A 24,889-nucleotide genomic window follows, 5' to 3' on the forward strand; every position below is an offset into this window, starting at 1 on the left:
TGGGTCCGTGAATCAGGACGCGTTGAAGCGCCCTGAAATCGCGTTGTTGTCTTGTGCATTCATTCGAAACGCCCTGTTACACTTAAGGGCGTCGTTTGGTGGGCAGTTCGGGAAGGTGTGTCATCCCGTGGTTTGCCCGGACCCCCTTAGTGGGTCGGCGCTCGAACGTGAAGCCCCCTGGGGCGTGTGCCCCGGGGCGCTTCTTCACATTACTTCCAATGCCGGGGTTACATTTAACGCCGTTGATTTAGTGGCTCTGTGAGAAAAATAGACACGAGAAGTGCCATAACTTCACGTTCGTTAGATTGTCTCATTATCGAGCGTACACCGAGAAATTATATTCTACTCACGCATGCGCGCGATGCGAAGCACAGCGCCGACTCGGTTTAAGTCGGTTTATAACGGGTTTTATAAGGACGGAGGTACGAGTCACGTGCGAGCAATGAGTGGGCCGGCAGACTCTATTGAGATTCAGAACGTAGTCGCATCGACCGGAATCGGTCAGGAGCTCGACCTCGAGGCACTCGCCGACGACCTTCCTGGTGCTGATTTCAACCCGGACAACTTCCCTGGGCTTGTGTACCGAACGCAGGACCCGAAGGCCGCTGCACTGATTTTCCGTTCGGGGAAAATCGTGTGTACAGGTGCGAAGAGCATCGACGACGTGCACGAGGCACTCGGCATCATCTTCGGGAAGCTTCGTGACCTGAGTATCCCCGTTGACGACGAACCCGAGATTACCGTCCAGAACATCGTCTCCAGTGCAGACCTGGGCCACAACCTAAACCTGAACGCGCTGGCAATCGGTCTCGGTCTCGAAGACGTCGAGTACGAACCCGAGCAGTTCCCCGGTCTCGTCTATCGGATGGACGAACCGAAGGTCGTCATCCTCCTCTTCGGGTCGGGAAAAATCGTCATCACTGGCGGAAAGCAGACCGACGACGCAGAAACCGCCGTCGAGGAAATCGTCGAGCGCATCGATGCGCTCGGTCTCCTCGGATAGCGCGGAACCACAGATCCACTTCTTCGAAAGACAGTCTGGGCAGCCGTCGGTCCACAAACGTCAAATGTTACACAGCCTAGAGTCAGCCATGGACGCTCGGAAAGATATCGCATTTCTCGTCGGGTCAGAGAGTCGAGAAGCGATACTCGACGCGCTCGCAACGGAGCCACGACGTCCCACGGAGCTTGCAACGGTCTGCGGGTGTGCCCGTGAGACCGCACAACGAACACTCGCAGGATTCTGTGACCGAAACTGGGTCGAAAAACACGCCGAAAAATATCGACTGACGCCCGGCGGGCGGATGGTCTACGAACAGTACGTCGAACTCGTCGGCACGGTTACGCAAGTAGACCTGACGAGTGAGTTTTTGACCAACGCGACGGGACCAATCGCGGGCGTTCCGCAGTCGGTTCTCGAACAGGTGACAGTCACGACCGCCGTTGGCGGTGACCCTCACGCACCACTCAATCGGTATCTCACAGTCCTCGGCGACGAACCGGTGGACGAGTTCCGTGGGATAAGCCCTATCGTGAGTCGCGTGTTCAACGAGGCTGCAGAACGAGTCATCGGCCCGGGCACACGGATGGAACTCATCATCGACTCCGAGGTTCTTCAGCGTTCTATGGACTCGTACCCGGATGCACTCGAGCAGGCACACGAACTCGAGCAGTTCACACTCCGTGTCAGCGAAGAGTCGATCGACTTCGGACTTCTCCTCGTAGACGAACACGCCCTCGTCGCTGCGTACGATGGCGACGGCAACATGGTGGCACTCATCGACGGCGACGAACCCGCGGTGCTCGAATGGGCGCAGTCGGTTTACGATGCAGTGTCAGCGAACGCGACCGCAATCGAAGCGCTCGGCCCGAATGCGTAGTCGTCGGTCCCGTGACACCATGTGTGACCGGTCCGGTCACACGTGATAATTTCTGCAACATAACTCAGTAATAAAGTATAAGTAATCACTATTCTGAAGGATATGTGCAGCGGTACAGTAGCCTGAACCGCACAAAGTCACCCCGCGACTTCGGCCCTCCAAACGCCCTCCCGTGGTTCAGGATACTTTTCAGGCATCGACACTCTCGGTGAGTACGTCTTTCACGACGTCAGGGTCTTCGAGCAGTTGATGTTTCGTGTAACTCCCTTCGGCGCTCCCACCGCTGTGTTTCGACTGCTCGATGATATCGAGGAACGCGTGTTCTTTCAACAGGTCTCGAACGCGACGAAGAGAGAGACTATCCGAACCCTGCTGTCGGCAGATGTTCTCGTAGACTTCGTACACTCGACTCGTCCGGAACCCATCTTGCTGTTGGTTTGAGAGTGAGAGAATCGCCAGCGCCTGCAAGACGTAGCGGGAGTGCGGCGTCGAACCACGAATTAGTTCGCGGAAGCGGTCGGTCTCCGCGCGTTGGCGCGCCTGCGTAACGAAGTTCTCCTTGACGGTCGCCGCCCCCATCGACTGTGCGATTTCGCCAGCGTACCGAAGGATGTCGATAGCCTTCCGGGCGTCACCGTGTTCCCGGGCGGCCAGCGCAGCAGCGCGTGGAATCGTCGATGGGTCGAGAACGCCCTCACGGAAGGCGTCGCTGCGGGCGTCCATGATGTCTCGAAGCTGATTCGCATCGTACGGCGGGAACACGAACTCGCGTTCGCAGAGGCTGGATTTCACCCGTTCGTCCATCCGGTCTTTGTACTGTATCTTGTTACTGATGCCGATAACCCCGAGTTTACAGCCAGAGATTTTCCCCGCCTCACCCGCGCGGGACAACTGCATGAGAATGTCGTCGTCGCTCAGCTTGTCGATTTCGTCGAGGATGATGAGCACGACGTCGTAGAGCGCGTCGAGAATCCGCCAGAGCCGCTTGTAGTAAGTCGATGTCGAGAGTCCCTTGTCGGGGACTTTGATGCTCGTCACGTCAACGTCGTTCACGCTATCGGCGATGGTCTGGACGGCCTGCGTTTCGGTCGTGTCCTGCGCGCAGTCAACGTAGGCGAAGGTCGCTTTGACACCTTCTTCTTCCGCGGTTTCGACCAACCGTTGCGAGACGTACTTGGCACACAGCGACTTTCCGGTCCCGGTCTTCCCGTAGATGAGGACGTTACTCGGACTCTGCCCGAAGATCGCGGGGTTGACCGCTGTTGCGAGGTTCGCAATCTCGTCGTCGCGGCCGACAATCCGACCTTCCCCGGGGAGATGGTTAATCTCCAACAACTCCTTGTTGGCGAAGATGGGGTCCTCTCGGGTGAAGAGGTCGTCGCTGGCGTTAGGCATGTTCGCAACACACCACGTTTCCGGTGAAAGGGCTTACCATTCGGCGTAGCGCGCGCACACCACGTTTCCGGTGAAACGTCCCGAACCTCCGTTTCCCGTCCACACGAAACAGAGGTTTTGATTCATCGGAAACGAGGTGTGAGGGGGGTCGTGGCCGTGGTGACTGTCTGAAACGCCAGTATTCATCTCACGCAATCTCTCGCATCGAATTCTCACGAAGCAGGAGCCGAGACGACGGCTTCGATAGGTAATCGGTTGACGTCTCGGAATGACCGACCGGAAACCGTGTCAGAAGCTCCGACGCGTTGCTGTGCGGCCGTCAATTGATTCCCTATCGAGCAACATCGCAATTCGACCGAGGGGTACGAAAAATAACGGGGAGAACGGAACCTCGACGACCGGTGGAACACTGCTTGAGTGACAAGCAGTATTTAGTTTGCGAGTGTATCAATGGTCGTTTACACGAATGAATGATTTAACTGTTTCTATACACTGGGAAAATCAGCACCCACTGGGATACGTACCGACCCCACGTCGAGGTGGCCACCGAACTGGGATTCTGAATCGAAGTTCGGTTCTTTTCATCGACTGTTACGAGTTCTGTCCGATTCGCTCGCCGAAAATTGACCCCGTCACAGAACTACAGTAGCGGGGCTCATACAGGGCATTTCACCGGAAACGTGGTGTCTATGATATAAGTGTCTCGATTCGAGAAGTCGTCTTCGGGACGCTGAGACCCAAAACAAATCGGAACCCACGAAATTCCGACTTACAAACCGTCACTCCTTCATTTCCCGTTTCACCGGAAACGTGGTGTGTCTGTCACCGAGTGTTCTCCCGCCGACACCCAAATTCTCGCACGCCCGAAGTGCCTGACACTCCCACGGCATTTCACCGGAAACACGGTGTCTGTCAGTACTGTAATAGACGCTCAAAGTGCCGAGAGCATACGACATCACCACGTTCACTCTCACCGCGTTCACCGGAAACACGGTGTCTCTCTCTGCGTCACCCGTCTCGCTCACCTCTCGTGGTCGGACACCCACGGTCGGGCATCTGTGATCAAACTTCGACTCGTTGGCTGGGTGTCTTCGTGAATCGACACAGTTTGACTCTCGAATCGTCGTCTCTGAACTGCTGTCCTTCGAGCCGTCACAGAACCCGTCTGCACTCACCGGAAACGTGGTGTGTTGGTGAACACACCCGCCCTGCCGGGACGTGTTCTTCCTTGGGGACGGTGTTCATCGGAAACGTGGTGTGTGGCCACTTCTCATCGACTCGCCACTCTTCGCGCACGTCTCACCAGTGTGCGACTCACTCCTTTGTATCACTCTCATTCGAGTAATTCTGTCAGAGTTGAAAATCACACCACTCGACCCTCACGAATGCGATACAGTCGTCTGATTACGCCCGTTCCCGTCAATGCAATTACCCTCCAGAACCAATGGGGTAGATATGCGTTCACTCGGTCGTGCGTGGCAGCGCGTCCGCCGGGCAGTCAGTCTGAGTGGAAACTCTGGCGACAACCTGGTTTGGTCCCTCGATTGGTCTCGAAAGACGGAGACCAGATGGCGTGCCACCGACGAAATAGTCGATTGCTTCCGGTTCGCCGACGGCTACGTGACGACAGTTCAGTACCCCTCCCGCGACGTCACGTGGCAGTTGACACCGGGCTACGTCCCGCTCGCAAGCGCGCTGTTGATGGCCCGCCTCTACGTGGAGTATGGATTGACCCCGCAGACCGACCCTGAGGGGCGACCATTCATCGGCGAGACCGAACACGGTCCCTTGCAGGTGTTCGAGGAGATTCCTCCCGAAGAGGTTCAATACGTCTATCTGGACGGGATTCGGACACTCGAAGAGTTCCCCGAATTCGTCACGGTTGACGAGAGCCTCGAACACGTCTTCGACCGCATGATTCCTGCGCGGTCTCAAACCTCCTGACCCCTTTTCGGCCACGTTAGAACCGAATTGCTCGGTGTGCTCCCTAGCCTCTCGCTTCTCCCTCCTGCGTGACTCAACCATATCCGCTCTTGTGTCGCAAGCCGTTTCCTCCTCGCGTCCATACACCGAGTGATGACCGCCGAGGATGAGGTCCCGTCCGAGGTTCCGGGCGACCGAGAGCGATCGACCGACGACGGCGTCCTCGACCGCCTTGCAGACGTGACCGACCTTTCTGCTCCAGACGAAGAATCGACTTCTAAGACGGGGTCCCGACCGAGCACCCACGGCGACGATGACGCTGATAGTAACGACGACACCGGCGAAGACCCCGACCCCGCTGGCGTCACCCTCGACTCGTTCTACGACGCGCTCGAAGCGGAGGGTCGGCCGGTCGTGACCGCCCAGCAGGTCGCCCGCCGTCTCGGTATCACACAGGATGCGGCCGTCACCGACCTCGATGTGCTCGCCGAGAGCGGACGCGTCCAGAAAGTCAACGTCGAGACCGACCCAATCGTCTGGTTTCCGACCGAGTGGGGGAACCTCGCCGCGCGCGAGCGCGTGATTCTGTTTCCGAAACGCCGCGAACTCGTCGTGGACCAGCCCACGCAGTACACTCGCGCTCGACTCTCGCAGTTCGCCCACCTCGTCGATACCACGGGTGACCGCGAGGGTCGCGGCCGCGGCTATCTGTACCGAATTCGCCAAGAAGACGTGTGGCAGGCACCGTTCGACGAGGTCGCACAGCTCATCGCCTTACTTCGGTCTGTCGTCCCCGAGCGTTCGCCACATCTCGAAGCGTGGATCGAAGACCAGTGGAAGCGCGCCCACCAGTTCCGTCTCTACACGCACGAGGAGGGATACACCGTTCTCGCAGCGGCGACCGAGAGCCTCATGGGAAACGTCGCACTCCAGAAACTCGACGAAGAACAGGTGTACGCGCCAATCTCGGACACCGAAGCGTGGATTCGAGACGAGGAAGTCGCGGCCATAAAGCGCGTCCTCTACGACGCGGGCTACCCCGTCGAGGACGACCGCGACCTCGAAGTCGGCGAGGAACTCGACGTCTCGCTCAGCGTGGACCTCCGCGGCTACCAACAGGATTGGGTGGACAGATTCCTCGACCAACGCTCGGGCGTCCTCGTCGGCCCGCCGGGTGCTGGCAAGACAATCGCCGGTATCGGTGCGCTCGCGGCCGTCGGCGGCGAGACGCTCATCTTGGTCCCGAGCAGGGAACTCGCCCACCAGTGGCGCGAGGAACTCCTCACTCACACCGACCTCGACCCCGACCAAATCGGTGAGTATCACGGCGGAACGAAGGAGATTCGCCCGGTCACCATCGCCACCTACCAGACCGCCGGGATGGACCGCCACCGCTCGCTGTTCGACTCGCGCAAGTGGGGGCTTATCATCTACGACGAAGCCCACCACATCCCGAGTCGCGTCTTCCAGCGGAGCGCCGACCTCCAATCCAAACATCGCCTCGGTCTCTCTGCAACGCCCATCCGCGAGGACGACAAAGAGGCCGAAATCTTCACCCTCATCGGACAACCCATCGGCACCGACTGGGGGCAGTTGTTCGACGCGGGCTACGTCCAGGAACCCGAAGTCGAGATTCGATACGTCGATTGGGACGACGACTTCGCGCGCAACGAGTGGTCGGCGAGCGACGGCCGCGAACGCCACATGCTGGCTGCCATGAACCCCGCGAAAATCGACGCCGTGCGCCGCCTCCGGGCGGAGAATCCCGACTCGAAGACGCTCATCTTCGTCGATTACCTCGACCAAGGAGACGAACTCTCCGAGGCGCTCGACGTTCCGTTCATCAGTGGGGAGACGCGCCACTCCCGCCGCGAGAGCTACTTCGAATCCTTCCGAACCGGCACCCTCGATACGCTCATCATCTCTCGCATCGGCGACGAGGGAATCGACCTCCCGAACGCCGAACTCGCAATCGTCGCCTCCGGACTCGGTGGGTCACGCCGTCAAGGGTCTCAGCGCGCCGGTCGAACGATGCGCCCCGCCGGAAGCGCCCTCGTCTACGTGCTCGCCACCCGTGGTACGAGCGAGGAAGACTTCGCACAGCGGCAGATGCAACACCTCGCTGGAAAGGGTATCCGCGTCCGCGAGACGAGTCACGAGACTCCGTCTTCGGACGGGGTGGACGACGACGAGTAGACCACGTCGCTCCCAATCGGTCGGTACAATCGCACGACCGCCACGCGGAATGAGAATTCTTAAGTCTAATCGTGGATTGAGATTACCTTGCCCGCTCTTAGCTCAGCCTGGCAGAGCAGCCGACTGTAGATCGGCTTGTCCCCCGTTCAAATCGGGGAGAGCGGACTTTTCCTGCGAACAACGTGTGCAGTGAAAAGACCGCCTTGACCCGTTTGAACATGAAAGTTGCAGCACGTGAGCGCCAGCGAGCGTGACCGTCTTTCAATCTGTTCAAATCGGGGAGAGCGGACTGAACTTCAACACCCGCGAGCGACAGCGAGCGGTGTTGAATGTGAAGGACTTCTCGACCCGATTTGAGCATCGAGCAAATCTCTGATTTGCGAGTGAGTTCAAATCGAGGAGAGCGAACGGTGCTCGTGAGGTGCCTGCGCCTCACGGTGCTCAAATCAGGGAACAAATTCGAAAAAACCAGAGACTGGAGAGAAATCAGACCGCAGAGACCTGTTTCTGTTCGACCAGCTCGAGATACGACACGTCGGCTTCCATCTTCGGTTCGAGCAACTCGCCTTGCGATTTCAGATAATTCGTCCACTCACGAGCACGCTGTTCGGACTCGAATTCGATGACGACGACGATCTCGTTCGATTTCTCGGTCGTTCGATAGAGTTGGTAGCCTTTGCCACCGAAATCCGCGCGAAGCGAGTGATATCGCTCGAAGTCGGCTTTCCACTCGTCGTAGTCCTTGACGGTTGCATTCACGTGTAGGTACACCATGCTATCACCGTTGTTAGCATACGCCGTGGAATGGCGTAAGCGTAGCTGGTTTGGAGGCTGTGCGACACTCGATACAACAGATGTCGCCGCCGTGGTCGTCGTCGCCGAGGCATTCGATTCACCGCTCACGACCGCCCCAGACCACTTTCTCGACCAATTCGACGGTCATCGGTTCGGTCACTCGAATCTGACACGACAACCGCGGATAGCCGAACCGGTCGGCCAGTCGGTCGTGCCAGTGTTCGGCCGAGGGTGCGCCCACCGAAATTCGAACCCCGCAGGTCGCACACAGCCCACGCCCTCCGCAGTTCGCCCGACGAGTCACTCGCGTGTACGGCGACAGCCCGGATTCGAGGAGCGCATCTCGGAGTATCGTTCCGGGTGCGACGCCGAGTTCGACGACCGAATCACCATCGCAGACCGTGACGGGAACTGACCCCGACGCGGCCGCGGCTGTGTCTGCATCCGCGTCAGCTCCCGACGACCCATCCACCGCATTCGACCGCTCTGTCGGTCTCATTCTCACCGCACTGTTGTCGCCCAACGACCACAGTCGTACCGGCTTTCAGTGCATACTAACTGCTGCTCTCTTCGAACGAAATCTCCACCATGTCACGTATCGTTATGTAGAGTCCAGAGCAAAACATATTGGAAATATAACTCTTTATGCTGTTAGTACCGAGTTGTAACACCAATGCTTGCGCAGTCGTCAGTCCCCGTCCTGGTGAGCGTCCGCCGTCCGATGAACGACCACGAGTCGATGACCGTCGAGGTCAACGAGACGAACGAGACGCGGCACCTCGTCGCGTACGAGACCGACCGCATCCGCGACACGCTCGCGGCACTCCCCGTGGATACGCGCGTCCCCCTCGAGATGGTCCGACTGAGCAGTCGCTCGAACGTCTGGAAGGTCGTCGCACTCCACGGACGCCGCCCACAGCGCACGAACCAGACTGTCTCGACCGCCGAGTGAACGTCGCGCTCGGCCGACCGAGAGCGCTCACGCGGGCGAACACTCAACCGTCGCTCAACACTCAATCTCGTCGCTCAACACTCAATCGTCGTTTCTATATGCGCTGCGCGTCTCGAATCGCCAATGAGCATCGTCGCCGACGTCCCGGTTCGGTTCCGCGATTTCGACTCGTTCGGTCACGTGAACAACGCTGTCTATGCCACCTACTGCGAGCAGGCGCGCGTGAAGTTCTTCGAAGAGGCACTCGACGTGCCACTGCCCGAACTCTCCATCGTCGTCGCCCACCTCGAACTCGATTACCGCGCCCCAATCGAGGGCGTCGGTAGCGTCCAAGTCGAAGTCGAGGCCGGCGAACTCGGCACCACGAGTTTCCCGTTGTACTACGAACTCAGCTACGAGGGGGACGTCGTCGCCACCGGTGAGACGATTCAAGTGGCGATGGACGATTCGGGGACGCCGCGAGAGATTCCAGCGTCGTGGCGCGCCGCACTCGAAGAGTAGCCCGGTTGACGGCCTACCGGCTTCTCCCCACAACGGTCTACTGGCCTATCCCGAATGTCTGCCTGCAGTCTATCGATTGGCCAGACAGTCTCGTTATTCGGCGTATCTGTAAACCGCACGACGCGACCGAGACCGTGTGATTAAGTACTATCGGAGTAATCCTGTGGTATGCCTATGGGAACACCACAGTCCGTACGTCGGGAGACGGACGACGCCGAGACGCCGATGTCGCGGGCGGGCGAGCGAGTCCTCCACATCGGTCGTGACCGGCCGATTCGAATCAGCGCCGGCCATCGACTCCTCCACCACGACGGCAAGTGTAGGCGACCACACGGCCACAACTACGAGATTTCGGTCAGAATCGTCGGCGAACTCACCGACGAGGGCTGGGTCGTGGATAAGGGCGTCGTCACCGACGTCATCGACGAGTGGGACCATCGCTTCCTCGTCGAGTCGGGCGACCCGCTCGTTCGGGCGTTCGAACAGTCCGGCGACGAAGACGGGATGGTCGTCCTCGAAGCCCCGCCGACGGCGGAGGTGATGGCGGTCCTGCTCGAAGAGAAACTGATGGACCGCCTCCCCGATACCGTCTCCGAGGTGTCGGTCGAAGTCAGCGAGACGAACGAACTCTGCGCAGGGTTCTGATGCCCGTCTCGGACTCCGTCTCCCGACCCGACTCCGACGCCGACGGCGACCGACTGCCGGTAAACGAACTGTTCGCGTCGCTCCAAGGAGAGGGCAAGCTCGCCGGTGTTCCGAGCACCTTCGTCCGAACGAGCGGGTGTAACCTCCGCTGCTGGTTCTGCGACTCGTACCACACCTCGTGGGAACCGACCCACGCGTGGATGACCGTCGAAGATATCGTCGCCGAAGTCGGCGAGCTCGCTCCTTCGCACGTCGTCGTCACCGGCGGCGAACCGCTCATCCACGAGGAGACGAACGCGCTCCTCTCGGAACTCGCCGACGACTACCACCTCACCGTCGAGACGAACGGGACGCTCGAAACCGACGCCCCGGTCGATTTAGCGAGCATCAGCCCCAAACTCGCGTCATCGACGCCGACACCCGAGAACGCCCCCGAGGGAACCGACCCCGGCGTCTGGACCGACAAGCACGAAGCCGACCGCATCGACCTCGAATCGCTCTCGTCGCTCGTCGAGCACGCCGACGACTTCCAACTCAAGTTCGTCGTCACCGGCCGCGACGACATGCCGGAAATCGAAGCGCTCGTCTCGGAAGTGCGCGGCGTCACGGCACGAGAAATCCACGACACCGACGTGTTGCTCATGCCCGAGGGACAGACCCGAGACGCCCTCGAAGGGAGCAGAACCGCCGTCGCCGACCTCGCGGCCGAGTTCGGCTACCGATACACGCCGCGACTCCACGTCGATTTGTGGAACGACGCCCCCGAGACGTAACGCCGACCCGAGACGTAACGCACGAAAGCAACCCACCCACACAGCTCACCCATGACTGAATCCGACTCCACCAAACGCGCCGTCGTCCTCCTCTCCGGCGGCATGGACAGTGCGACGACCGCCTACGAAGCGAAGGCTCGCGGCTACGATATCTACGCGCTCCACACCTCCTACGGCCAGAAAACCGAGTCGAAGGAGTACGACTGTGCCCGCGCGCTCGCCGACGAACTCGACGCCAAGGACTTCCTGCACATCGAGACGAGTCACCTGAAGCAAATCGGCTCTTCCTCACTCACCGACGACTCGATGGACGTCGAGGACGCCGACCTCGACGCCGACGAGATTCCGACCTCGTACGTCCCGTTCCGCAACGCCAACCTCCTCTCGATGGCCGTCTCGTACGCCGAGGCCAACGACTGTGACGCCGTCTTCGTCGGCGCGCACTCCGAGGACTACTCGGGCTATCCCGACTGCCGACCAGAGTTCTTCGACGCCTTCGAGGCGATGGTCGATGTCGGCACCAAGCCCGAGACGACCATCTCGCTGGAGGTTCCCTTCGTCAACGACTCCAAGACCGATATCGCTCGCCGTGGTCTCGAACTCGACGTTCCCTTCGAGCACACGTGGTCGTGCTACCGCGCCGAAGAACCCGCCTGCGGCACCTGCGATTCCTGTGCCTTCCGCCTGCAGGCGTTCCAGAACCTCGGCGAGCGCGACCCGATTCCGTACGCCGAGCGCCCTGAGTACGTCGAATCCGCATAACTGCACGAGTTTCTCCGTTCTGTCACCTCCCGTCTCTTTCACGTCTGTCACCCCCCGTCTCTTTTTCACCTCTCCGTGCGCACCCGTACCAATGACCGAGGAAAAACGAGCGACGGCCAGCCACTTCGGACAGGCGGCCGACTCCTACTTCGAGAGCGAGGTCCACCGATTGGGCGCGGACCGGCACACGCTCGCCTCGTGGTGCACCGACGCGACGCGCGCGCTCGATATCGCCACCGGCGCGGGCCACACCGCGGGCGCAGTCGCCGAGGCGGGCGTCTCGAACGTCGTCGCCAGCGACATCGCCCCCGAGATGGTCACAACGGCGGTTCGAGAGTATCCCGTCGCCGGTGTCGTCGCGGACGCCGAACGCCTCCCCTTCACCGCCGACTCGTTCGACGCCGTGACCTGCCGCATCGCGGCCCACCACTTTCCCGACCCGGAAGCCTTCGTCGCGGAGACTGCCCGTATCCTCGAACCGGGTGGCGTCCTCGCGTTCGAGGACAACGTCGCTCCCGAAGACGACACGCTCGCCGACTTTCTCAACGGCGTCGAACGCCTGCGCGACCCGACGCACGTCGAACTCTACCCTGTCTCGCAGTGGCGCGAGTGGTTCGAAGACGCGGGGCTCGAAGTCGAGGAAGTCGAAACCGCGGCAATCACACTCCAGTTCGAGCCGTGGGTCGAACGAACCAACGTCGCCGCCGAGGACATCGCCGAGTTAGCACGTCGATTCCGGGAGGCACCCGAGGGCGGACACGAACTGTTCGAGGTCGAGTTCGACGGCGATTCGGTCGTCTCTTTTGCGAATCCGAAAGCGTTGGTTCGAGCGCGGAAAATGGACTGACGCCGGGATTGGTCGGCGTTCCTGACCTACACGTGGCCCTTCTCTTCGTGAATTCGGTTGTAGACGGCACCGAGCACCCGGAGGAGCGGCCCGTCACGGACGACCGGTTCGACGCGCCCCGATTTAATCGCCCGAACGATCGCTTCGGGAGTAAACTCGTCGGCGTCGATTCTGGTCGATAGCCGACCGACTTCGAACGGGAAGTGCGCGTCGCTCCCGCCGACGAGTGAGAGGTCCCGATTCTCGGCGATGCGCTCGATTTCGCGTCTATTCTCCGGGTGCTTGCCGTTGATTTCGATTGCGTCGAAGTCGGCGTCACTCTCTCGGAGCGTGCTGTTTCGGAAGGGATGGGCGACGATGGTCGCACACTCGCGGTCGTGGGCGAGTTCGACCGCCTCGTGGGGCGTGAGTTCGCCGGGGACGGTGTCGCGCGGGGGGTTCGGCCCGACGACGAGGAGGTGACCCTGCGTGGTGGAGATTTCGATACCTGGGATGCAGGCGTCGCTCACAATCGTCGCGGGGCGGAAGAAGTCGTGATTCGTGAGTGCGATACCGTCCAAACCACGGGTCTTTGCGACCGCGAGCGTCGCACGCGCGCCCAACGGGTCGAATCCGGCCGCGACCTCCGGTCGTCGATGAAAGAACCTACTGTGAGTGTGAAGGTCGCAATCGAACATAGTTCCATTCTGCGAGCAATGATAATAAAATAACAGTGTCGCGCGCCCTCGCCGATACGTCTTTCATTCGGGCTGACGACTACCCGACAATGGTAGATGCCACTCACGTCGTCGTCCGAAATCCGAACAGTGGCGACGGAAAACAGTCGAAACAGGCGGCGAAACTCGCGGCGGCCCGTGGGTGGGAAGTCCTCGATAGCGAGGGCGGAGACCACACCGTCGAACTCGCGGCCGAAGCGGCCGAGTACGCGGAGGTAGTAGTCGCCTGCGGCGGCGACGGCACGCTCAACAAGACGGTCAAGGGCGTCCTCGAAGCGGAGAAGCTCGACGAGGTGTCGCTCGGCGTCATCCCGGCGGGCACCGGCAACGACTTCGCCGACAACGTCGGTATCCGCGGCGTCGAACACGCCTTCGAGGTCATCGAGTCCGGCGAGAACCGACGATTGGACCTCGGGATGGCGAACGGACGGCCGTTTCTCAACTCCTGTGTCGGCGGGTTGACCGCCGAATCGAGCGCGAAAACCTCGCGGAGTCTCAAGCGCCGACTCGGCGTGATGGCGTACGTCTTGACGACGCTCTCGGTCGCTCGGACGTTCGAATCGCCGACGTTACGGGTGTCTGTCGGTCCCGACAGAGAACCCGTGTGGGCGGGCGACGCGCTGATGTTACTCGTCGGCAACGGCCGACGCTTCCCCGGCGAACGGATGCGACAGGCGAACATCGAAGACGGAATGGTGAACGCCGTCATCATCGAGGACGCGCCCGCGCTGGATTACCTCTCGAAGGGGGCCGCCGACACGCTCCTCGGCCGGCAGGCGAGTCACCTCAAGCGCGTCAAGAGTTCGCACCTCCACGTCACCACCGACGGAGAACCGATACAGTTCAGCCTCGACGGCGAGATAATCGAGGCCGACGAACTCACTATCGACAGTCTCCCCGGTGCGATGTCGTTCTACGTCGGCGAGGACTACGACCCGGACCCCGAGGAGTGGAGCGGGCCGACGCCCCAGTGAGCGTTCTGGAACGCATCACTCGTCTGTCCCCTCCTTCCGCCTCCCCAACCCTCAATTGCCTTCACGTCGTAACTGAGTGACATGACACGAGTCGTAATCGTCGGTGGTGGAGCGGCGGGACTGTCCGCGGGGCTGTTCACGTCGAAGAACGGTCTGGAGACGCACGTCTTCGATACCGACAACACGTGGCTTCACAAGGCGCACCTGTTCAACTACCTCGGCATCGAGTCGAAGGACGGCACGGAGTTCCTCGAAGATTCCCGCGAGCAGGTCGAGAGCTTCGGCGCGGAACTCCACGAGGCGGAGGTCACGTCGGTCGAGCGCGCTGGCGACGGCTATCTCGTCACTGCCGACGGCGAGGAGTACGAGGCGGACTACGTCGTCCTCGCAACCGGAGCGAAACGCGACCTCGCCGAACAACTCGGTTGCGAGTTCACCGACGAAGACGTCGTGGACGTGGACGTGACGATGGAGACGAGCATCGAGAACGTCTACGCGACGGGCGCGATGGTTCGCGCCGAAGAGTGGCAGGCCATCATCTCGGCGGGCGACGGCGCGGCCGCGGCGCTCAATATCCTGACCAAAGAGAAGGGCGAACACTTCCACGACTTCGATACGCCCGCGGACGCCGACTAGTCGCGGACGCTCGAAGTCTCGTAGCGCCGGGACGCGCGCGGCCTCGTGGCGCTCGTTCACACGTTATTTTTTCAGGGGTGCTTCGCCGCGAGCACGTCCACGTGGTCTATCTGCGGTTCTTCTGCCAGTAACTCGTCGGCGTTCTCCATCAGCGCCGCCGCGATGTCGCCGTCGAGGTGAGCCTGACGGGCGTCTTCGTCCGGGAACGTATCGAAGATGCCGAAGGTGGTCTCGTCGAAGCGGAGCGCGAACCACGTCGTCGTCTCCCGCTCGTCCTCGGCCATCGGCAACGCGGATTCGAGGAATTCGGCCACCTCGTCGGCTTTCTCTGGCTTGGCTATCAGGCGGGCCTGGAGGGCGTAGTCTGAGTCGGACATCCCGCGAGTACTATCGACTGGTAGACACATAAACGCGGGTCACAGCGGTTAGTACGCCTGAATTACTCGGTTGCTAGTCCGTTTCGACTAGGACGACGCCGGCGACGACGAGACCGCCGCCGAGCACCGTCACGAGCGTCACGGGTTCGCCGAGTACTATCGCGCCGAGTGCGAGCGTCCCGGCGGGTTCGAACGTGCTCACGATGCTGGCTCTGCTCGCGCCGATGCGGGCCATCCCGGCGAAGAAGCTGAAGATTGGGATGGCCGTGGCGAACACGCCGATAGCGACGACGATGGCCCACGACGAGAGTTCGGTCGGCAGCTGCAGTTGGCCAGTGAAACTTCCGAAGACGACGAACGAGACGGCGGCCGCGGGGAGGACGTGTGCGGTCAGTGTGCGCGAATCCACCGTCGTGAGCGCCTGTCGCCCGATGACGATGTAGAGCGCGTAGACGACGGCCGCGCCGAGGACGATGAACACGCCGCGGATATCGACGCCGCTGGGGTCGGCACCCGCGATGAGGACGACGCCCGAGAGCGCGACGGCGAGCGCGGCGACCGTTCGCGGCGTCACCGGTTCGTCGAGGACGGCGATGCTCAGGGCGACGACGATGACGGGGTAGGTGTAGAGGACGATACCGACCAGTCCAGCGGTCAGGTACTCCAAGCCGAGGAAGTAGAGCGCGCTCATCGTCGCGTAGCCCAGACCGCCGAGTCCGAGACCGACGAGGAGCGACCGGCCCGAGAGCAGGCGCAACTCGCCGCGCGCTCCCAACCAGCCCCAGACGAGGAGGGTTGCGACCGAAAATCGCAGCGCGAGCACCGTCGGAATCGAGAGTCCGGCGGCACCGGCTAACTTTCCGAGGACGCCGAGCGTCCCGAAGCTAATCGCAGAGATGGCTACCAATCCGGTTCCGAGTCGGTCGCTCACTGTTCGGGTCACCTCTGTCGAGCGAGTAAAGTAATGCGCAAGCGGTAAGCGTACTGTTCGTGTCGTGCGAACTGTGACCAAGGTCTCGTCTCCGCCCATCTCTCCCTACCTCGCCCTCGGTATCGCCGTCGTCGCGGTGAGTACGAGCGCGATTCTCGTTCGCTGGAGCGCCGCACCGAGTCTCGTCAAAGCGTTCTACCGCGTCGTCTTCACCGTCGCGTTGCTCGCGCCAGTCGCCTTCAGCCGCTACCGCGACGAGTTCTCGCTCATCTCCCGACGCGACCTCGTGTTCGCAACCGGGGCGGGTGTCGCACTCGCCGCCCACTTCGCCTCGTGGTTCGAGAGCCTCAATCACACGACGGTGGCGGCGAGTGTGACGCTCGTACAGGCACAACCGCTCTTCGTCGTCGTGGGCGCGTGGGCGCTGTTGGACGAGCGCGTCACTCGCCGCGTCGTCGTCGGCATCGCCATCGCCCTCGTCGGGATGGTCTTGATGTCCGTCTCCGATTTCTTCACGCCCAGCGGCGCGGCACAGCCGTTGCTCGGAAATTCGCTCGCCGTGGTGGGTGCGATAACCGCCGCCGCCTACGTCCTCACCGGCCGGAGCGTCCGCAGTCGCGTCTCGCTCGTCCCGTACGTCGTCGTGGTCTACTCGGTCTGCGCGCTCGCACTCGGTGTCGTCGTCGTCGGCCGCGGCGACCCGCTGGTCGAGTATCCCGCGAGCGAGTGGGCGCTCTTTCTTGCGATGGCCGTCGGGCCGGGCATCTTCGGCCACACGGTCATCAACTGGGCGCTCGCCCACGTCGAGTCGAGCGTCGTCTCCGTCTCACTCCTCGGCGAACCACTCGGAAGTACGCTCCTCGCACTCGTTCTCCTGAGTGAGATTCCAACGGTGCCGACGCTCGTCGGCGGTGCAGTCGTCCTCGGCGGTATCTACGTCACCGCGTCGGCGTCTCCCGCAACATAGTCGGTATTATCTCCCACGAAATAACACGTATCTGGAAGTATTATTCGACAAACTGTATCAGCGTTGATAACCACGTCACAAACCTCATTAGCCTCTCCACTGGCTACTCTGTATGAATGGTGGCTCGGGGACCGATGTTCGAGTTCTCCACGTCGATGACGAGCCAAATCTCACAGAGCTCGTCGCGGTCTTTCTCGAACGAGAGGCCGGTGAGACGTCGCTGTCGGTCACTACGTCCAACGATGGACTCGAAGCGCTCGAACTGCTCCGCGAAGAGTCGTTCGACTGTGTCGTCTCCGACTACGATATGCCGAGCATCGATGGTCTCGAATTTCTCCGCGCAGTCCGAACTGAACACCCCGAGTTGCCGTTTATCCTCTTTACCGGCAAAGGCTCGGAGGAAGTCGCCCGCGACGCCTTTCGCGTCGGTGCGACGGACTACATGCAGAAAGACACGGGGACCGACCAGTACACCGTGTTGGCCAACCGGGTACTGAACGCCGTCTCTCAGTCGCGGGCACAGGCGGCCTCCGAGCGGTACGGCTTGGCTATCGAAGCGCTCGACAGCGCCGTCTACACGCTCGATACCGACGGCACGTTCGTCTCGGTCGATAGCGTCTTCTGCGAACTGACCGGCTACGACCGCGACGAGATTCTCGGGACAGATATCACCGACATCGCCGCCGACGACGGGCAGGACCTCCAAGACGCGCTCGATGCTACCCTCGCAAAGGAGACGTCCGAGACGGCGCGGTTCGAGACGGTGCTCGCTCCCGGCCCGAACTACCTGCACCCCGAGACGGAGATTCTGTGTGAGGGCCACCTCGCGGTTCGCTCTACCGACGACGAACGCAGCATCCTCGGGACGCTACAGGACGTGACCGACCGCCGTCGTCTCCAAGAGCGACTCACCTACGAGACGCGATTGCAGGACGCCGTCCTCGACACCTCGACGTCGCTGTCGAGCGCCGAGGCCGACGAAATCGGCACGAAAATCGAGTGGACGCTCCAGACGATTGGCGAAGTCGTCGGACTGGACCGCTGTACGGTGTATCGCTACGACCAAGAGGCGCGCGTCGCCGTCCGAAATCACGATTGGCATCGGTCGTCTGTCGAAGCGCACCCCGAGCGCATCGGTATCGAGGACGCCCAGTGGTTACTCTCTCGTCTCGGTCGCTTCGAGAACATTCGAATCCACCACGCCGGCGAACTCCCACCCGAAGCGGCCGAGACGAAGACGCTCCTTCAGGACTCGAACATCGGTGGGTTCGTCGCCGTCCCGATGGTCAGCGACTGGGCGCTCGTCGGGTTCGTCGTCTTCGACCAACTCGACGAGAGCCGCGCGTGGACGGATACGGAAGTTGACTTGCTTCGAACCATCGCGGACAACGTCTCGCACACACTCGCTCGCCAGCGACGAGAGCGCGAACTCCGCCGGCAGAACGACCGCCTCGAAGAGTTCGCCTCCGTCGTCTCTCACGACCTCAGAAACCCGCTCAACGTCGCCAAGGGGTTCGTCGAACTCGCCTACGACGAAGAGGACATCTCGTACCTCTCGCGTTCTATCGAGGCGCTCTCTCGCATGGACACGCTCCTCAACGACGTGCTCTCGCTCGCACGACAGGGCCGAAAAGTGGGCGAGACGAACGCCGTCTCTCTCGAACACGTCGCAGAACGCGCGTGGAACACGGTCAAGACCGACCGGTCACAGCTCGTCGTCGGTTCCGAGTTGGACGTCGTCCAGGCCGACGCCGGCCGACTCCAGCAGGCGTTCGAGAACCTGTTTCGGAACGCGGTCCAACACGGCGCAGCGAGTGGGTCCGCGACAGACGAGAGTCCGAACGTAGACGCCGCCACCACCCACACCGAACCGCTCACGATTCGCGTCGGTTCGACGCCGACCGGGTTTTACATCGCCGACAACGGGCTGGGAATCCCCGAGGAGAAGCGAAAGACCATCTTCGAACACGGCCACACCACCTCGGACGCCGGGTCAGGGTTCGGTCTCTCCATCGTCAACGGCATCATCGAGGCGCACGGCTGGGAGATAGAAGCCACCGAGCCGGAACCGGACCTCGGTGGTGCACGCTTCGAAATCGACTTCGCCGGTGTCCACTCCGACGTGGAGCGTCGCGTGTCGCCCCAGCGTAACTAGCCTTCCGGCGTCGCTACCTATTCGAGCAACTCCTTCGTCTTCTCGTGTCGGTACCGGAACATCGGTTCGAAGCCGACGGTGCCGAACACCCCGGCAATCTCGCCGAGCGGGCCGAACGGCAGTTCGTACTCCACTCGGTCTTCGATAATCGTCTCGTCACCCCGCCCGACGAATCGGTGGGTGTGTACCCAGCGGTCGAACGGGCCGTCGAGCATGTCGTCGCGGAACCACGCCGCGTCCTCGTCGCGCTCGCGGGCGAGAATCCGCGAGGTCCACGTCTGGCGCGGGCCGACGCCGAGCGGTCGCATCGACATGTCTATCTCCGTGCCTTCGACGAGTTCCGTTGGATTCGATTCGCCGTCCGGGCCGCGTACTCCCTGCACTTCGAGACGCATCCAGTCCGGCGTGAGCGCTTCCAACCCGGAGACGTCCGAGTGAAACTCCCAGACGGTTTCGAGGGGCGCTGCGACGCGTACGCGACGCTGATAGACTGGCATACCCGACCGTTAGGAGTCGAGGCGGAAAAGCAATCGTACCGCGGAAAGCGAGTCACCACCACAACCCATCACCAGTACGAGTCCCACGACACGAACCGCGAAAACCACCCGCGCTGAGACGAACCGAGGCACGGACACGCGCGGGCAGTCGCAAGGGCAACACCCAACCGCACTGGGATTTGGGGTTGGCTGTTCTGACGCGACATGGTGCCACGTCGGACGCCGTGACGACAGCCACGGCACTCTCAAATGTGTCATCCAAATATATTAATAATTTTTCACAATTTCGTGACCCTTCCCGACGAAAGAACACCCGCGTTCGGAGAGAAAACGAGACGCCTCGCGGCCGACTTAGAGCGTAAAGCGCGAGACGGTCGTTCCGGCTTTCGTCAGGTCTTCGTCCGAGGCGGCGGCCACGGTCACCTGATTCTCACCGTATTCGATATCGACTTCGACCTCGAAGGAGTCCCCGTCGAGTTCGACGAGCGTCGTCTCGCTCGGCGTCTTGACCGCGACGAGCGCCGCTTCGCTCTTGCCGGAGACGATGAGTTTGTCGCCTCTAAAGCGCGTGCTCACGCGGAGTCTCGGGCCGGACGGCCGCGACGATTCGACGTAGCGCTCGCGGACGAACTGCGGCATCTCGACCGGTTCGCCCACGTCGATGCTGTGAGCGAGACGGACGTACTGCGCCATCGACCACGCCAGCGGCGTCGCACTCCCGGTCCCTTCGCCGAACTCCCAGTTGTAGTCGGTCGCGTGGTCGCGGTCCCACACCTGTTCGGCGAGCATGCGTCCGCTGTTGGCGAACGACGCCATCGTCCGAAGCAGATTGTTGGGTTCGAGGTCGCCCTCGTTGGTCCCCGCGAGCAGTTCGTACTCGCCGCGCTCGCCGGTGAAAATCGGCCAGAGGCGGCCCTTGCCTTTCGCTTCGACGGACCACGGTGCGCCTTCTTCGTCGCGTTCGCGCTCGCCGTAGCCGTCACCGTTGTAGCGGTAGAACGCCGGCCCGTACGGCGTGTCGATGCGAATCGTGTCGTCCACCTCTTTGAGCGAGTTCACGATGACCTCGTCGTCGGTCGGTTTGATACCCAACCGAGTCAGTTCGAGGAAGCCGGCGTCGATGATTTCGCGCTCGTCGAGCGTCGGGCCGTTGTTCGCCAGCGTTCGCAGGTGGCCGGCGTCGGGTTCGCCGTCGCGGGTGACCCGAACGTAGTACGGCGTGTGTTCGTGGCGGTCGGTGCCCGTCTTCGTCGCTGTCCAGTCTTCCACGCGGTCGGTCCAGTCGTCGGCGAGTGCCAACCACACCAGTGCGTCTTCGGGGTGGCCTTCGTCGATCGCAATCGACGCGGCACAGGTGATGCCGGCGATTTCGGCGGCGATAGACGACGGCGAGTATCCGGCCTCTTCTTCCCAGCGCTCTTGTGCCGTCGGCGGGCCGTTGCGGGCGACGTAGTCCGCAGAGCGCTTGATGTTGACGTAGTCGTACGACACGTCGTCGAACGAGATGTCGTGTTCTTTGAGCATGTAGGCCATCACCTGCGGGAACGAGATGTTGTCCATCTGCTCGCCGCCCCAGCGGGTGCGCCCGTTGAGGTAGGTGTTCTGCGGGATGAATCCGCGGTCGTCCTGTTGGTAGGTGTAGATGTACTCCAGCGCGTCGATGGCCGTCTCGAGGTCGCCCACCGCTTCGAAGACGGTGAAGACCTGATACAGGTCGCGCGACCAGACGAAGTTGTAGCCGTAGCCTTTCGACTCCTCGGACGGGACCGCTTCGCCCCACGGAACCGACGGCGAGGCGATGCCCGCGCCCATGTACGTCTTGTCTTCGACCGCGCGAAGGCTCATGAGACAGGTCTTGTACTGCGAGGCGAGTTGGTCGTCGCCGGCGACCGACTCGGGCAGGTCTTTGTCCGCGAGGAACGCCTCCCACGAGTCAGTGTAGGCCGCCCGCGCCGTCTCGTAGCCGCGGGTGAGCGCACCGGCGGCCTCACCGAGGGCGGCCGCGGTGTCCGCGTGTTCGGCGAAGCCGAGCGCGAGCGTCTCGCCGAGGTCGTCGCCCGTTCCGATACGGCCGACGAGGACGACGTTCTCGTCGTCGATGCGCTCGTTCGCGGTCGGAATCTCGCCTTTGGAGAAGAACTCCGAGAGGTACGGCGACCCGGCGACACCCACTGTCGCCCAGTCGAACCGGCCGGCAGTCGTCATCGCAATGGCGACGCTGTACTCGCGGCCGTTCTCGTCGATGAGCAGTGGTTCACGACCCTGTCCGGCGTCGAACGCACCCGCGTCGCGGGCGACGAGGTGATAGCTCCCGAGTTGGCCGAGGCGGATTCCCCGGTCTTTCGTGCCGGTGTTTGCCAGTGCCGTGTCGGCGACGGCGTAGAGTTCGTACTCGTTGCCGTCGAGGGCCTCGAACTGCACGTCCGCCAGAAGCGCGTCGTGTTCGGGGTCAACCGCGTACTCGATTTTCAGTTCCCACTTGTGGCCGCGACCGTCGCCGGTCTCGGTGATGGTGTGCTGGAAGACGAGCGCGTCTTCGCTGATGATTTCGGCGGTTCGTTCGACCGTGTCGGCGTGGTCGTCGCGGCGCGTCTCGTTGTGCGTCCGCGCGGTGTACTCCGCGCTCGGGTCGGCATCGACGACGAGGAAGTCGAGCGTCCGGAGGTTCATCAAGTCCACGCGGGGGAAGCGAACCTCGGTCAGCGCGCCTTCGGTCAGGGTGAACCAGACGCGCGAGGGGTCTTCTTCGGCGTGGTCGGCGACGGTTCCGATACCGTATTTCTCGCCGGTCGTCCAGCGCGGGCGGTTCTCGGGCCCGGTCGGTGCCGGTTTCGGCGCGGGTAACGCGTCGAGGTCGGCCAGAATCGCCGTCGTCTCGACGCGGAGCGCGTGCGGCCAGCCGAGCGGCGTCGCGCTGTCGAACGTCCCGTCGTCGAACACCTGTTCGGCGAGGTAGTCGGCGTCCGTCGAGAGCGGGCCGTCGGGTTGCAGGAGTTCGTAGAGCGACGTCGATTGCTCGACGAACCGGCGACCATCCTTGCCGAGGCGGTCACACAGGAGTCCGAACTTCGCGGCGGCGTTCGCGCCCCACGCGGTCGAGACGGACCAGATTTTCTCGCCGTCTTGGCTTCCCGAGCGCCAGTAGTCGTCTTCGAAGCGGACCAACCCGGCCACGTCGCCGTCGGGGTTTCTGTACAACCCTTTGAGCGTCGCGGCCATGTGCTTGACCAGTCGGTTGGCCGTCTTGGACTCGATTTCTTCGATATCCGCGTAGGCGTCCATCGCCTCCACGAGCGAGAAGGTCGCCGAGTCGAGGCGGTCGTCGAGTTCGCCACCCGGCGTGAGTCGGAGTCCGTAGACCTCGCGCTCTTTCGACCAGAGTTCGTCCAACCCTTCGTAGACGGCCGTCGCCTGCGTGCGAGCGTGTTCGCGGAGTTCCTCGTCCACCGGGGACGAGGCGACGGTCGAATAGGCCTCCAAGAACGTCGCGGCGGTGTGCGTGAACCGGCCGGCCATGTTCTCCCAGGCGTTCTGGCAGACTTCCGGTAGGCCGTCGTCTTCGAGACTGTCGTCGAGCCCGCTGAGACCGGTCGCCAGCGCGGTTCGAATCCGACCGACGAGTTCGTCGTCGAGGTCGTCTCGGCGTTCCGTGAGGAGGGTCGCCAGGTACGTGAGGACGGATGCGGTCTGGTCCGCTTGGTACTCTTCGTCGCCCGCGCCCTCGACGCGGCCGTGTGCCCAGCCGGGGGCGAGCGAGCCATCGACCGCCCACACGCGGTGCGGCCACGTGCCGTCGTCCAGTTGGGTCTCGCAGTAGAACTCGGCGCTGGTGGCGAGGCGGTCGCCCAATCCGAGACTGAGCAGTTGGTCCGCGTTGAGCAGCGAGCGCGAAACCTCGGAGTCGTCTCTGAACCACGTGTAGCCGTAGCCGCCGGAGTGCGCGTAGAAGGGGTCGAACTCGGGGGCGGCGATGCGTGCGCCACTGGGCGCGGTGAGCAGCGAGAGCGCGCGGAGGTCGGCGCGGACGATTCGTTCACGGGGTGTCTCGTCGGGGACGTACACTTCCGCCTGCTCGCGCGCCGCGGCCCGGAGGTCGTCGGCAGTCGCGTGTTGGAGTGCGCAGTGACGGAGGTCGGCGAGCGCGTCGGTTCGACCCATCTGTTCGTGGTCCGAAAGCTGGGTGACGAGCGTCGTCCGTGCGGCGCGGCCGTCCATTTCGAGCGGCGCGCTAACGACGACGTCGCCCGACAGGTGCGTGTCCTCGTAGCGTTCGAGGACGGCCTCGCGCGGGAAGTCGAAGGCGTCCTCGGAGAGGATTTCGTCGAAGCGTTCCGGAATCTGGCCGCGCACGTCGTCGAGACCGGTGGATGCGGTCACGTAGTCGTGTTCGCGTCGATGGAAGACCTCGACCGCCTGCGTGCCGTTCGGGCCGCCATCCTCGTGGATGAGTCGGCCGACGCGGGTCTCGCGGCCTTCGGGGGCGAAGGTCAGGAAGGCGGTCAGGTGCGCGTCCGTCGGAATCGCCCCGCGGAGTTCGACGTGGGTGACGTGAGCGCGGCCGAGCGTGAGGTCGTACTGGTGGACCGTGTACTCGCCCGCGTCGTACTCCGTCTCCACGAGCGTCGTCTCGCGGTAGTAGTGCTGTCGAACGGGTTCGAGTTCGTCGAACCAGTGGGTGTCACCGTTCGTTTCGATACCGAACCGAGACCTGTCGATACCATACAATCCGGAGAGCGATGACGAGTAGTCTCGAAGCACGCCATCGGGGCCAACATACACGAGTCTGTCTCCGTGACTCGAAAATGCGCCGGACGAGGTCGGACACTCCTCTGGGAAGCGTCTGCCTCGATTCCGTTTATATTCATTTAACGCAGTCCGCAGTCGCATAGATGGAACACTTTCGCTCGAAACATAAGTATTGGTTGCACGTGAACGACATTTTCCTCGAAAATTTGAGTGTTCGACGG

The 24,889-nt window shown here is 62.2% G+C and carries 22 protein-coding genes and 1 tRNA gene; 15 read left to right on the forward strand and 8 right to left on the reverse strand.

The annotated features are described in order from the left end of the window. Positions 1-442 precede the first annotated feature (442 nt). Both ACFQJC_RS07470 and ACFQJC_RS07475 read left to right on the forward strand, forming a co-directional pair. On the forward strand, positions 443-1,003 hold the full coding sequence (locus tag ACFQJC_RS07470) for a TATA-box-binding protein (RefSeq protein WP_390222694.1): 561 nt from the start codon (positions 443-445) through the stop codon (positions 1,001-1,003). An 88-nt stretch (positions 1,004-1,091) separates the two neighbouring features. Continuing rightward, positions 1,092-1,880 carry a helix-turn-helix transcriptional regulator gene (locus ACFQJC_RS07475; protein WP_390222695.1) on the forward strand — a complete coding sequence of 263 codons (789 nt, stop codon included), beginning with the start codon at positions 1,092-1,094 and terminating at the stop codon, positions 1,878-1,880. Between the two features lie 189 nt (positions 1,881-2,069). On the opposite strand, the gene ACFQJC_RS07480 is transcribed toward ACFQJC_RS07475, so the two are convergent. Further along, the gene (locus tag ACFQJC_RS07480; protein ID WP_390222696.1) at positions 2,070-3,275 is read right to left on the reverse strand and encodes a Cdc6/Cdc18 family protein; all 1,206 of its coding nucleotides are present in this window, start codon (positions 3,273-3,275) and stop codon (positions 2,070-2,072) included. A gap of 1,455 nt (positions 3,276-4,730) precedes the next feature. Between ACFQJC_RS07480 and ACFQJC_RS07485 the strand changes: the two genes are divergently transcribed. The 3 genes from ACFQJC_RS07485 to ACFQJC_RS07495 all read left to right on the forward strand — a co-directional run bounded on the left by ACFQJC_RS07485 (position 4,731) and on the right by ACFQJC_RS07495 (position 7,559). Continuing rightward, positions 4,731-5,219, forward strand: coding sequence for a hypothetical protein (locus ACFQJC_RS07485; protein WP_390222697.1), 489 nt, complete (start codon positions 4,731-4,733; stop codon positions 5,217-5,219). Between the two features lie 132 nt (positions 5,220-5,351). Further along, positions 5,352-7,394 carry a DEAD/DEAH box helicase gene (locus tag ACFQJC_RS07490; RefSeq protein WP_390222698.1) on the forward strand — a complete coding sequence of 681 codons (2,043 nt, stop codon included), beginning with the start codon at positions 5,352-5,354 and terminating at the stop codon, positions 7,392-7,394. 91 nt (positions 7,395-7,485) lie between these two features. Next, a tRNA-Tyr gene (locus ACFQJC_RS07495) sits at positions 7,486-7,559 on the forward strand. 321 nt (positions 7,560-7,880) lie between these two features. On the opposite strand, the gene ACFQJC_RS07500 is transcribed toward ACFQJC_RS07495, so the two are convergent. Together ACFQJC_RS07500 and ACFQJC_RS07505 are read right to left on the reverse strand one after the other, a co-directional pair. Next, positions 7,881-8,168 (reverse strand): antibiotic biosynthesis monooxygenase, encoded by a 288-nt coding sequence (locus ACFQJC_RS07500; RefSeq protein WP_390222699.1) that lies wholly within the window; start codon positions 8,166-8,168, stop codon positions 7,881-7,883. A gap of 118 nt (positions 8,169-8,286) precedes the next feature. Continuing rightward, on the reverse strand, positions 8,287-8,688 hold the full coding sequence (locus ACFQJC_RS07505) for a 2Fe-2S iron-sulfur cluster-binding protein (RefSeq protein ID WP_390222700.1): 402 nt from the start codon (positions 8,686-8,688) through the stop codon (positions 8,287-8,289). Positions 8,689-8,862: 174 nt separating this feature from the next. On the opposite strand from ACFQJC_RS07505, the gene ACFQJC_RS07510 reads away from it, so the two are divergent. The 6 genes from ACFQJC_RS07510 (at position 8,863) to ACFQJC_RS07535 (ending at position 12,669) form a co-directional block, all read left to right on the forward strand. Then, on the forward strand, positions 8,863-9,141 hold the full coding sequence (locus ACFQJC_RS07510) for a hypothetical protein (RefSeq protein WP_390222701.1): 279 nt from the start codon (positions 8,863-8,865) through the stop codon (positions 9,139-9,141). Between the two features lie 123 nt (positions 9,142-9,264). Further along, positions 9,265-9,642, forward strand: coding sequence for an acyl-CoA thioesterase (locus tag ACFQJC_RS07515; RefSeq protein ID WP_390222702.1), 378 nt, complete (start codon positions 9,265-9,267; stop codon positions 9,640-9,642). A gap of 168 nt (positions 9,643-9,810) precedes the next feature. Next, positions 9,811-10,287: a 6-pyruvoyl trahydropterin synthase family protein gene (locus tag ACFQJC_RS07520; RefSeq protein ID WP_390222703.1), complete on the forward strand. Its 477-nt coding sequence runs from the start codon at positions 9,811-9,813 to the stop codon at positions 10,285-10,287. Further along, on the forward strand, positions 10,287-11,060 hold the full coding sequence (locus tag ACFQJC_RS07525; RefSeq protein ID WP_390222704.1) for a 7-carboxy-7-deazaguanine synthase QueE: 774 nt from the start codon (positions 10,287-10,289) through the stop codon (positions 11,058-11,060). The genes ACFQJC_RS07520 and ACFQJC_RS07525 overlap by 1 nt, the downstream gene beginning before the upstream one ends. 51 nt (positions 11,061-11,111) lie before the next feature. Next, positions 11,112-11,822 (forward strand): 7-cyano-7-deazaguanine synthase QueC, encoded by a 711-nt coding sequence (gene queC / locus ACFQJC_RS07530; protein ID WP_390222705.1) that lies wholly within the window; start codon positions 11,112-11,114, stop codon positions 11,820-11,822. 91 nt (positions 11,823-11,913) lie between these two features. Further along, the gene (locus ACFQJC_RS07535) at positions 11,914-12,669 is read left to right on the forward strand and encodes a class I SAM-dependent methyltransferase (protein ID WP_390222706.1); all 756 of its coding nucleotides are present in this window, start codon (positions 11,914-11,916) and stop codon (positions 12,667-12,669) included. 26 nt (positions 12,670-12,695) lie between these two features. Here ACFQJC_RS07535 and ACFQJC_RS07540 read toward each other — a convergent pair whose 3' ends face one another. Further along, entirely contained in the window at positions 12,696-13,346 is a 651-nt protein-coding gene (locus ACFQJC_RS07540) for a PHP domain-containing protein (protein WP_390222707.1), read from the reverse strand. An 89-nt stretch (positions 13,347-13,435) separates the two neighbouring features. Between ACFQJC_RS07540 and ACFQJC_RS07545 the strand changes: the two genes are divergently transcribed. Beyond that, positions 13,436-14,359: a diacylglycerol/lipid kinase family protein gene (locus ACFQJC_RS07545; RefSeq protein WP_390222708.1), complete on the forward strand. Its 924-nt coding sequence runs from the start codon at positions 13,436-13,438 to the stop codon at positions 14,357-14,359. 81 nt (positions 14,360-14,440) lie between these two features. Further along, entirely contained in the window at positions 14,441-14,995 is a 555-nt protein-coding gene (locus tag ACFQJC_RS07550; protein WP_390222709.1) for an FAD-dependent oxidoreductase, read from the forward strand. A gap of 71 nt (positions 14,996-15,066) precedes the next feature. On the opposite strand, the gene ACFQJC_RS07555 is transcribed toward ACFQJC_RS07550, so the two are convergent. Together ACFQJC_RS07555 and ACFQJC_RS07560 are read right to left on the reverse strand one after the other, a co-directional pair. Continuing rightward, a complete protein-coding gene (locus tag ACFQJC_RS07555; RefSeq protein ID WP_390222710.1) occupies positions 15,067-15,372 on the reverse strand; it encodes a putative quinol monooxygenase in 306 nt (101 codons plus the stop codon). Between the two features lie 73 nt (positions 15,373-15,445). Continuing rightward, complete coding sequence (locus ACFQJC_RS07560) at positions 15,446-16,303, reverse strand: DMT family transporter (RefSeq protein ID WP_390222711.1); 858 nt, start codon at positions 16,301-16,303, stop codon at positions 15,446-15,448. 73 nt (positions 16,304-16,376) lie between these two features. Between ACFQJC_RS07560 and ACFQJC_RS07565 the strand changes: the two genes are divergently transcribed. Continuing rightward, positions 16,377-17,270 (forward strand): DMT family transporter, encoded by an 894-nt coding sequence (locus tag ACFQJC_RS07565; protein ID WP_390222712.1) that lies wholly within the window; start codon positions 16,377-16,379, stop codon positions 17,268-17,270. A gap of 112 nt (positions 17,271-17,382) precedes the next feature. Continuing rightward, a complete protein-coding gene (locus tag ACFQJC_RS07570; protein WP_390222713.1) occupies positions 17,383-19,425 on the forward strand; it encodes a hybrid sensor histidine kinase/response regulator in 2,043 nt (680 codons plus the stop codon). 17 nt (positions 19,426-19,442) lie between these two features. Here the strand turns inward: ACFQJC_RS07570 and ACFQJC_RS07575 are convergent, their stop codons facing one another. Both ACFQJC_RS07575 and ACFQJC_RS07580 read right to left on the reverse strand, forming a co-directional pair. After that, positions 19,443-19,922: an SRPBCC family protein gene (locus ACFQJC_RS07575; RefSeq protein WP_390222714.1), complete on the reverse strand. Its 480-nt coding sequence runs from the start codon at positions 19,920-19,922 to the stop codon at positions 19,443-19,445. Positions 19,923-20,273: 351 nt separating this feature from the next. Next, positions 20,274-24,809 (reverse strand): DUF7997 domain-containing protein, encoded by a 4,536-nt coding sequence (locus ACFQJC_RS07580; RefSeq protein ID WP_390222715.1) that lies wholly within the window; start codon positions 24,807-24,809, stop codon positions 20,274-20,276. Positions 24,810-24,889 lie beyond the last annotated feature (80 nt).

This window comes from Haloferax namakaokahaiae (assembly GCF_042663225.1).
In the GTDB taxonomy this organism is placed as follows: domain Archaea; phylum Halobacteriota; class Halobacteria; order Halobacteriales; family Haloferacaceae; genus Haloferax; species Haloferax namakaokahaiae.

Coding starts and splice junctions, on each gene's coding strand:
- queC (WP_390222705.1), top strand. CDS start 11,112: ATGACTGAATCCGACTCCACCAAACGCGCCGTCGTCCTCCTCTCCGGC.
- ACFQJC_RS07555 (WP_390222710.1), bottom strand. CDS start 15,372: ATGTCCGACTCAGACTACGCCCTCCAGGCCCGCCTGATAGCCAAGCCA.
- ACFQJC_RS07485 (WP_390222697.1), top strand. CDS start 4,731: ATGCGTTCACTCGGTCGTGCGTGGCAGCGCGTCCGCCGGGCAGTCAGT.
- ACFQJC_RS07545 (WP_390222708.1), top strand. CDS start 13,436: ATGGTAGATGCCACTCACGTCGTCGTCCGAAATCCGAACAGTGGCGAC.
- ACFQJC_RS07470 (WP_390222694.1), top strand. CDS start 443: ATGAGTGGGCCGGCAGACTCTATTGAGATTCAGAACGTAGTCGCATCG.
- ACFQJC_RS07490 (WP_390222698.1), top strand. CDS start 5,352: ATGACCGCCGAGGATGAGGTCCCGTCCGAGGTTCCGGGCGACCGAGAG.
- ACFQJC_RS07535 (WP_390222706.1), top strand. CDS start 11,914: ATGACCGAGGAAAAACGAGCGACGGCCAGCCACTTCGGACAGGCGGCC.
- ACFQJC_RS07505 (WP_390222700.1), bottom strand. CDS start 8,688: ATGAGACCGACAGAGCGGTCGAATGCGGTGGATGGGTCGTCGGGAGCT.
- ACFQJC_RS07480 (WP_390222696.1), bottom strand. CDS start 3,275: ATGCCTAACGCCAGCGACGACCTCTTCACCCGAGAGGACCCCATCTTC.
- ACFQJC_RS07510 (WP_390222701.1), top strand. CDS start 8,863: ATGCTTGCGCAGTCGTCAGTCCCCGTCCTGGTGAGCGTCCGCCGTCCG.
- ACFQJC_RS07550 (WP_390222709.1), top strand. CDS start 14,441: ATGACACGAGTCGTAATCGTCGGTGGTGGAGCGGCGGGACTGTCCGCG.
- ACFQJC_RS07515 (WP_390222702.1), top strand. CDS start 9,265: ATGAGCATCGTCGCCGACGTCCCGGTTCGGTTCCGCGATTTCGACTCG.
- ACFQJC_RS07575 (WP_390222714.1), bottom strand. CDS start 19,922: ATGCCAGTCTATCAGCGTCGCGTACGCGTCGCAGCGCCCCTCGAAACC.
- ACFQJC_RS07580 (WP_390222715.1), bottom strand. CDS start 24,809: ATGCGACTGCGGACTGCGTTAAATGAATATAAACGGAATCGAGGCAGA.
- ACFQJC_RS07525 (WP_390222704.1), top strand. CDS start 10,287: ATGCCCGTCTCGGACTCCGTCTCCCGACCCGACTCCGACGCCGACGGC.
- ACFQJC_RS07475 (WP_390222695.1), top strand. CDS start 1,092: ATGGACGCTCGGAAAGATATCGCATTTCTCGTCGGGTCAGAGAGTCGA.
- ACFQJC_RS07540 (WP_390222707.1), bottom strand. CDS start 13,346: ATGTTCGATTGCGACCTTCACACTCACAGTAGGTTCTTTCATCGACGA.
- ACFQJC_RS07500 (WP_390222699.1), bottom strand. CDS start 8,168: ATGGTGTACCTACACGTGAATGCAACCGTCAAGGACTACGACGAGTGG.
- ACFQJC_RS07570 (WP_390222713.1), top strand. CDS start 17,383: ATGAATGGTGGCTCGGGGACCGATGTTCGAGTTCTCCACGTCGATGAC.
- ACFQJC_RS07520 (WP_390222703.1), top strand. CDS start 9,811: ATGCCTATGGGAACACCACAGTCCGTACGTCGGGAGACGGACGACGCC.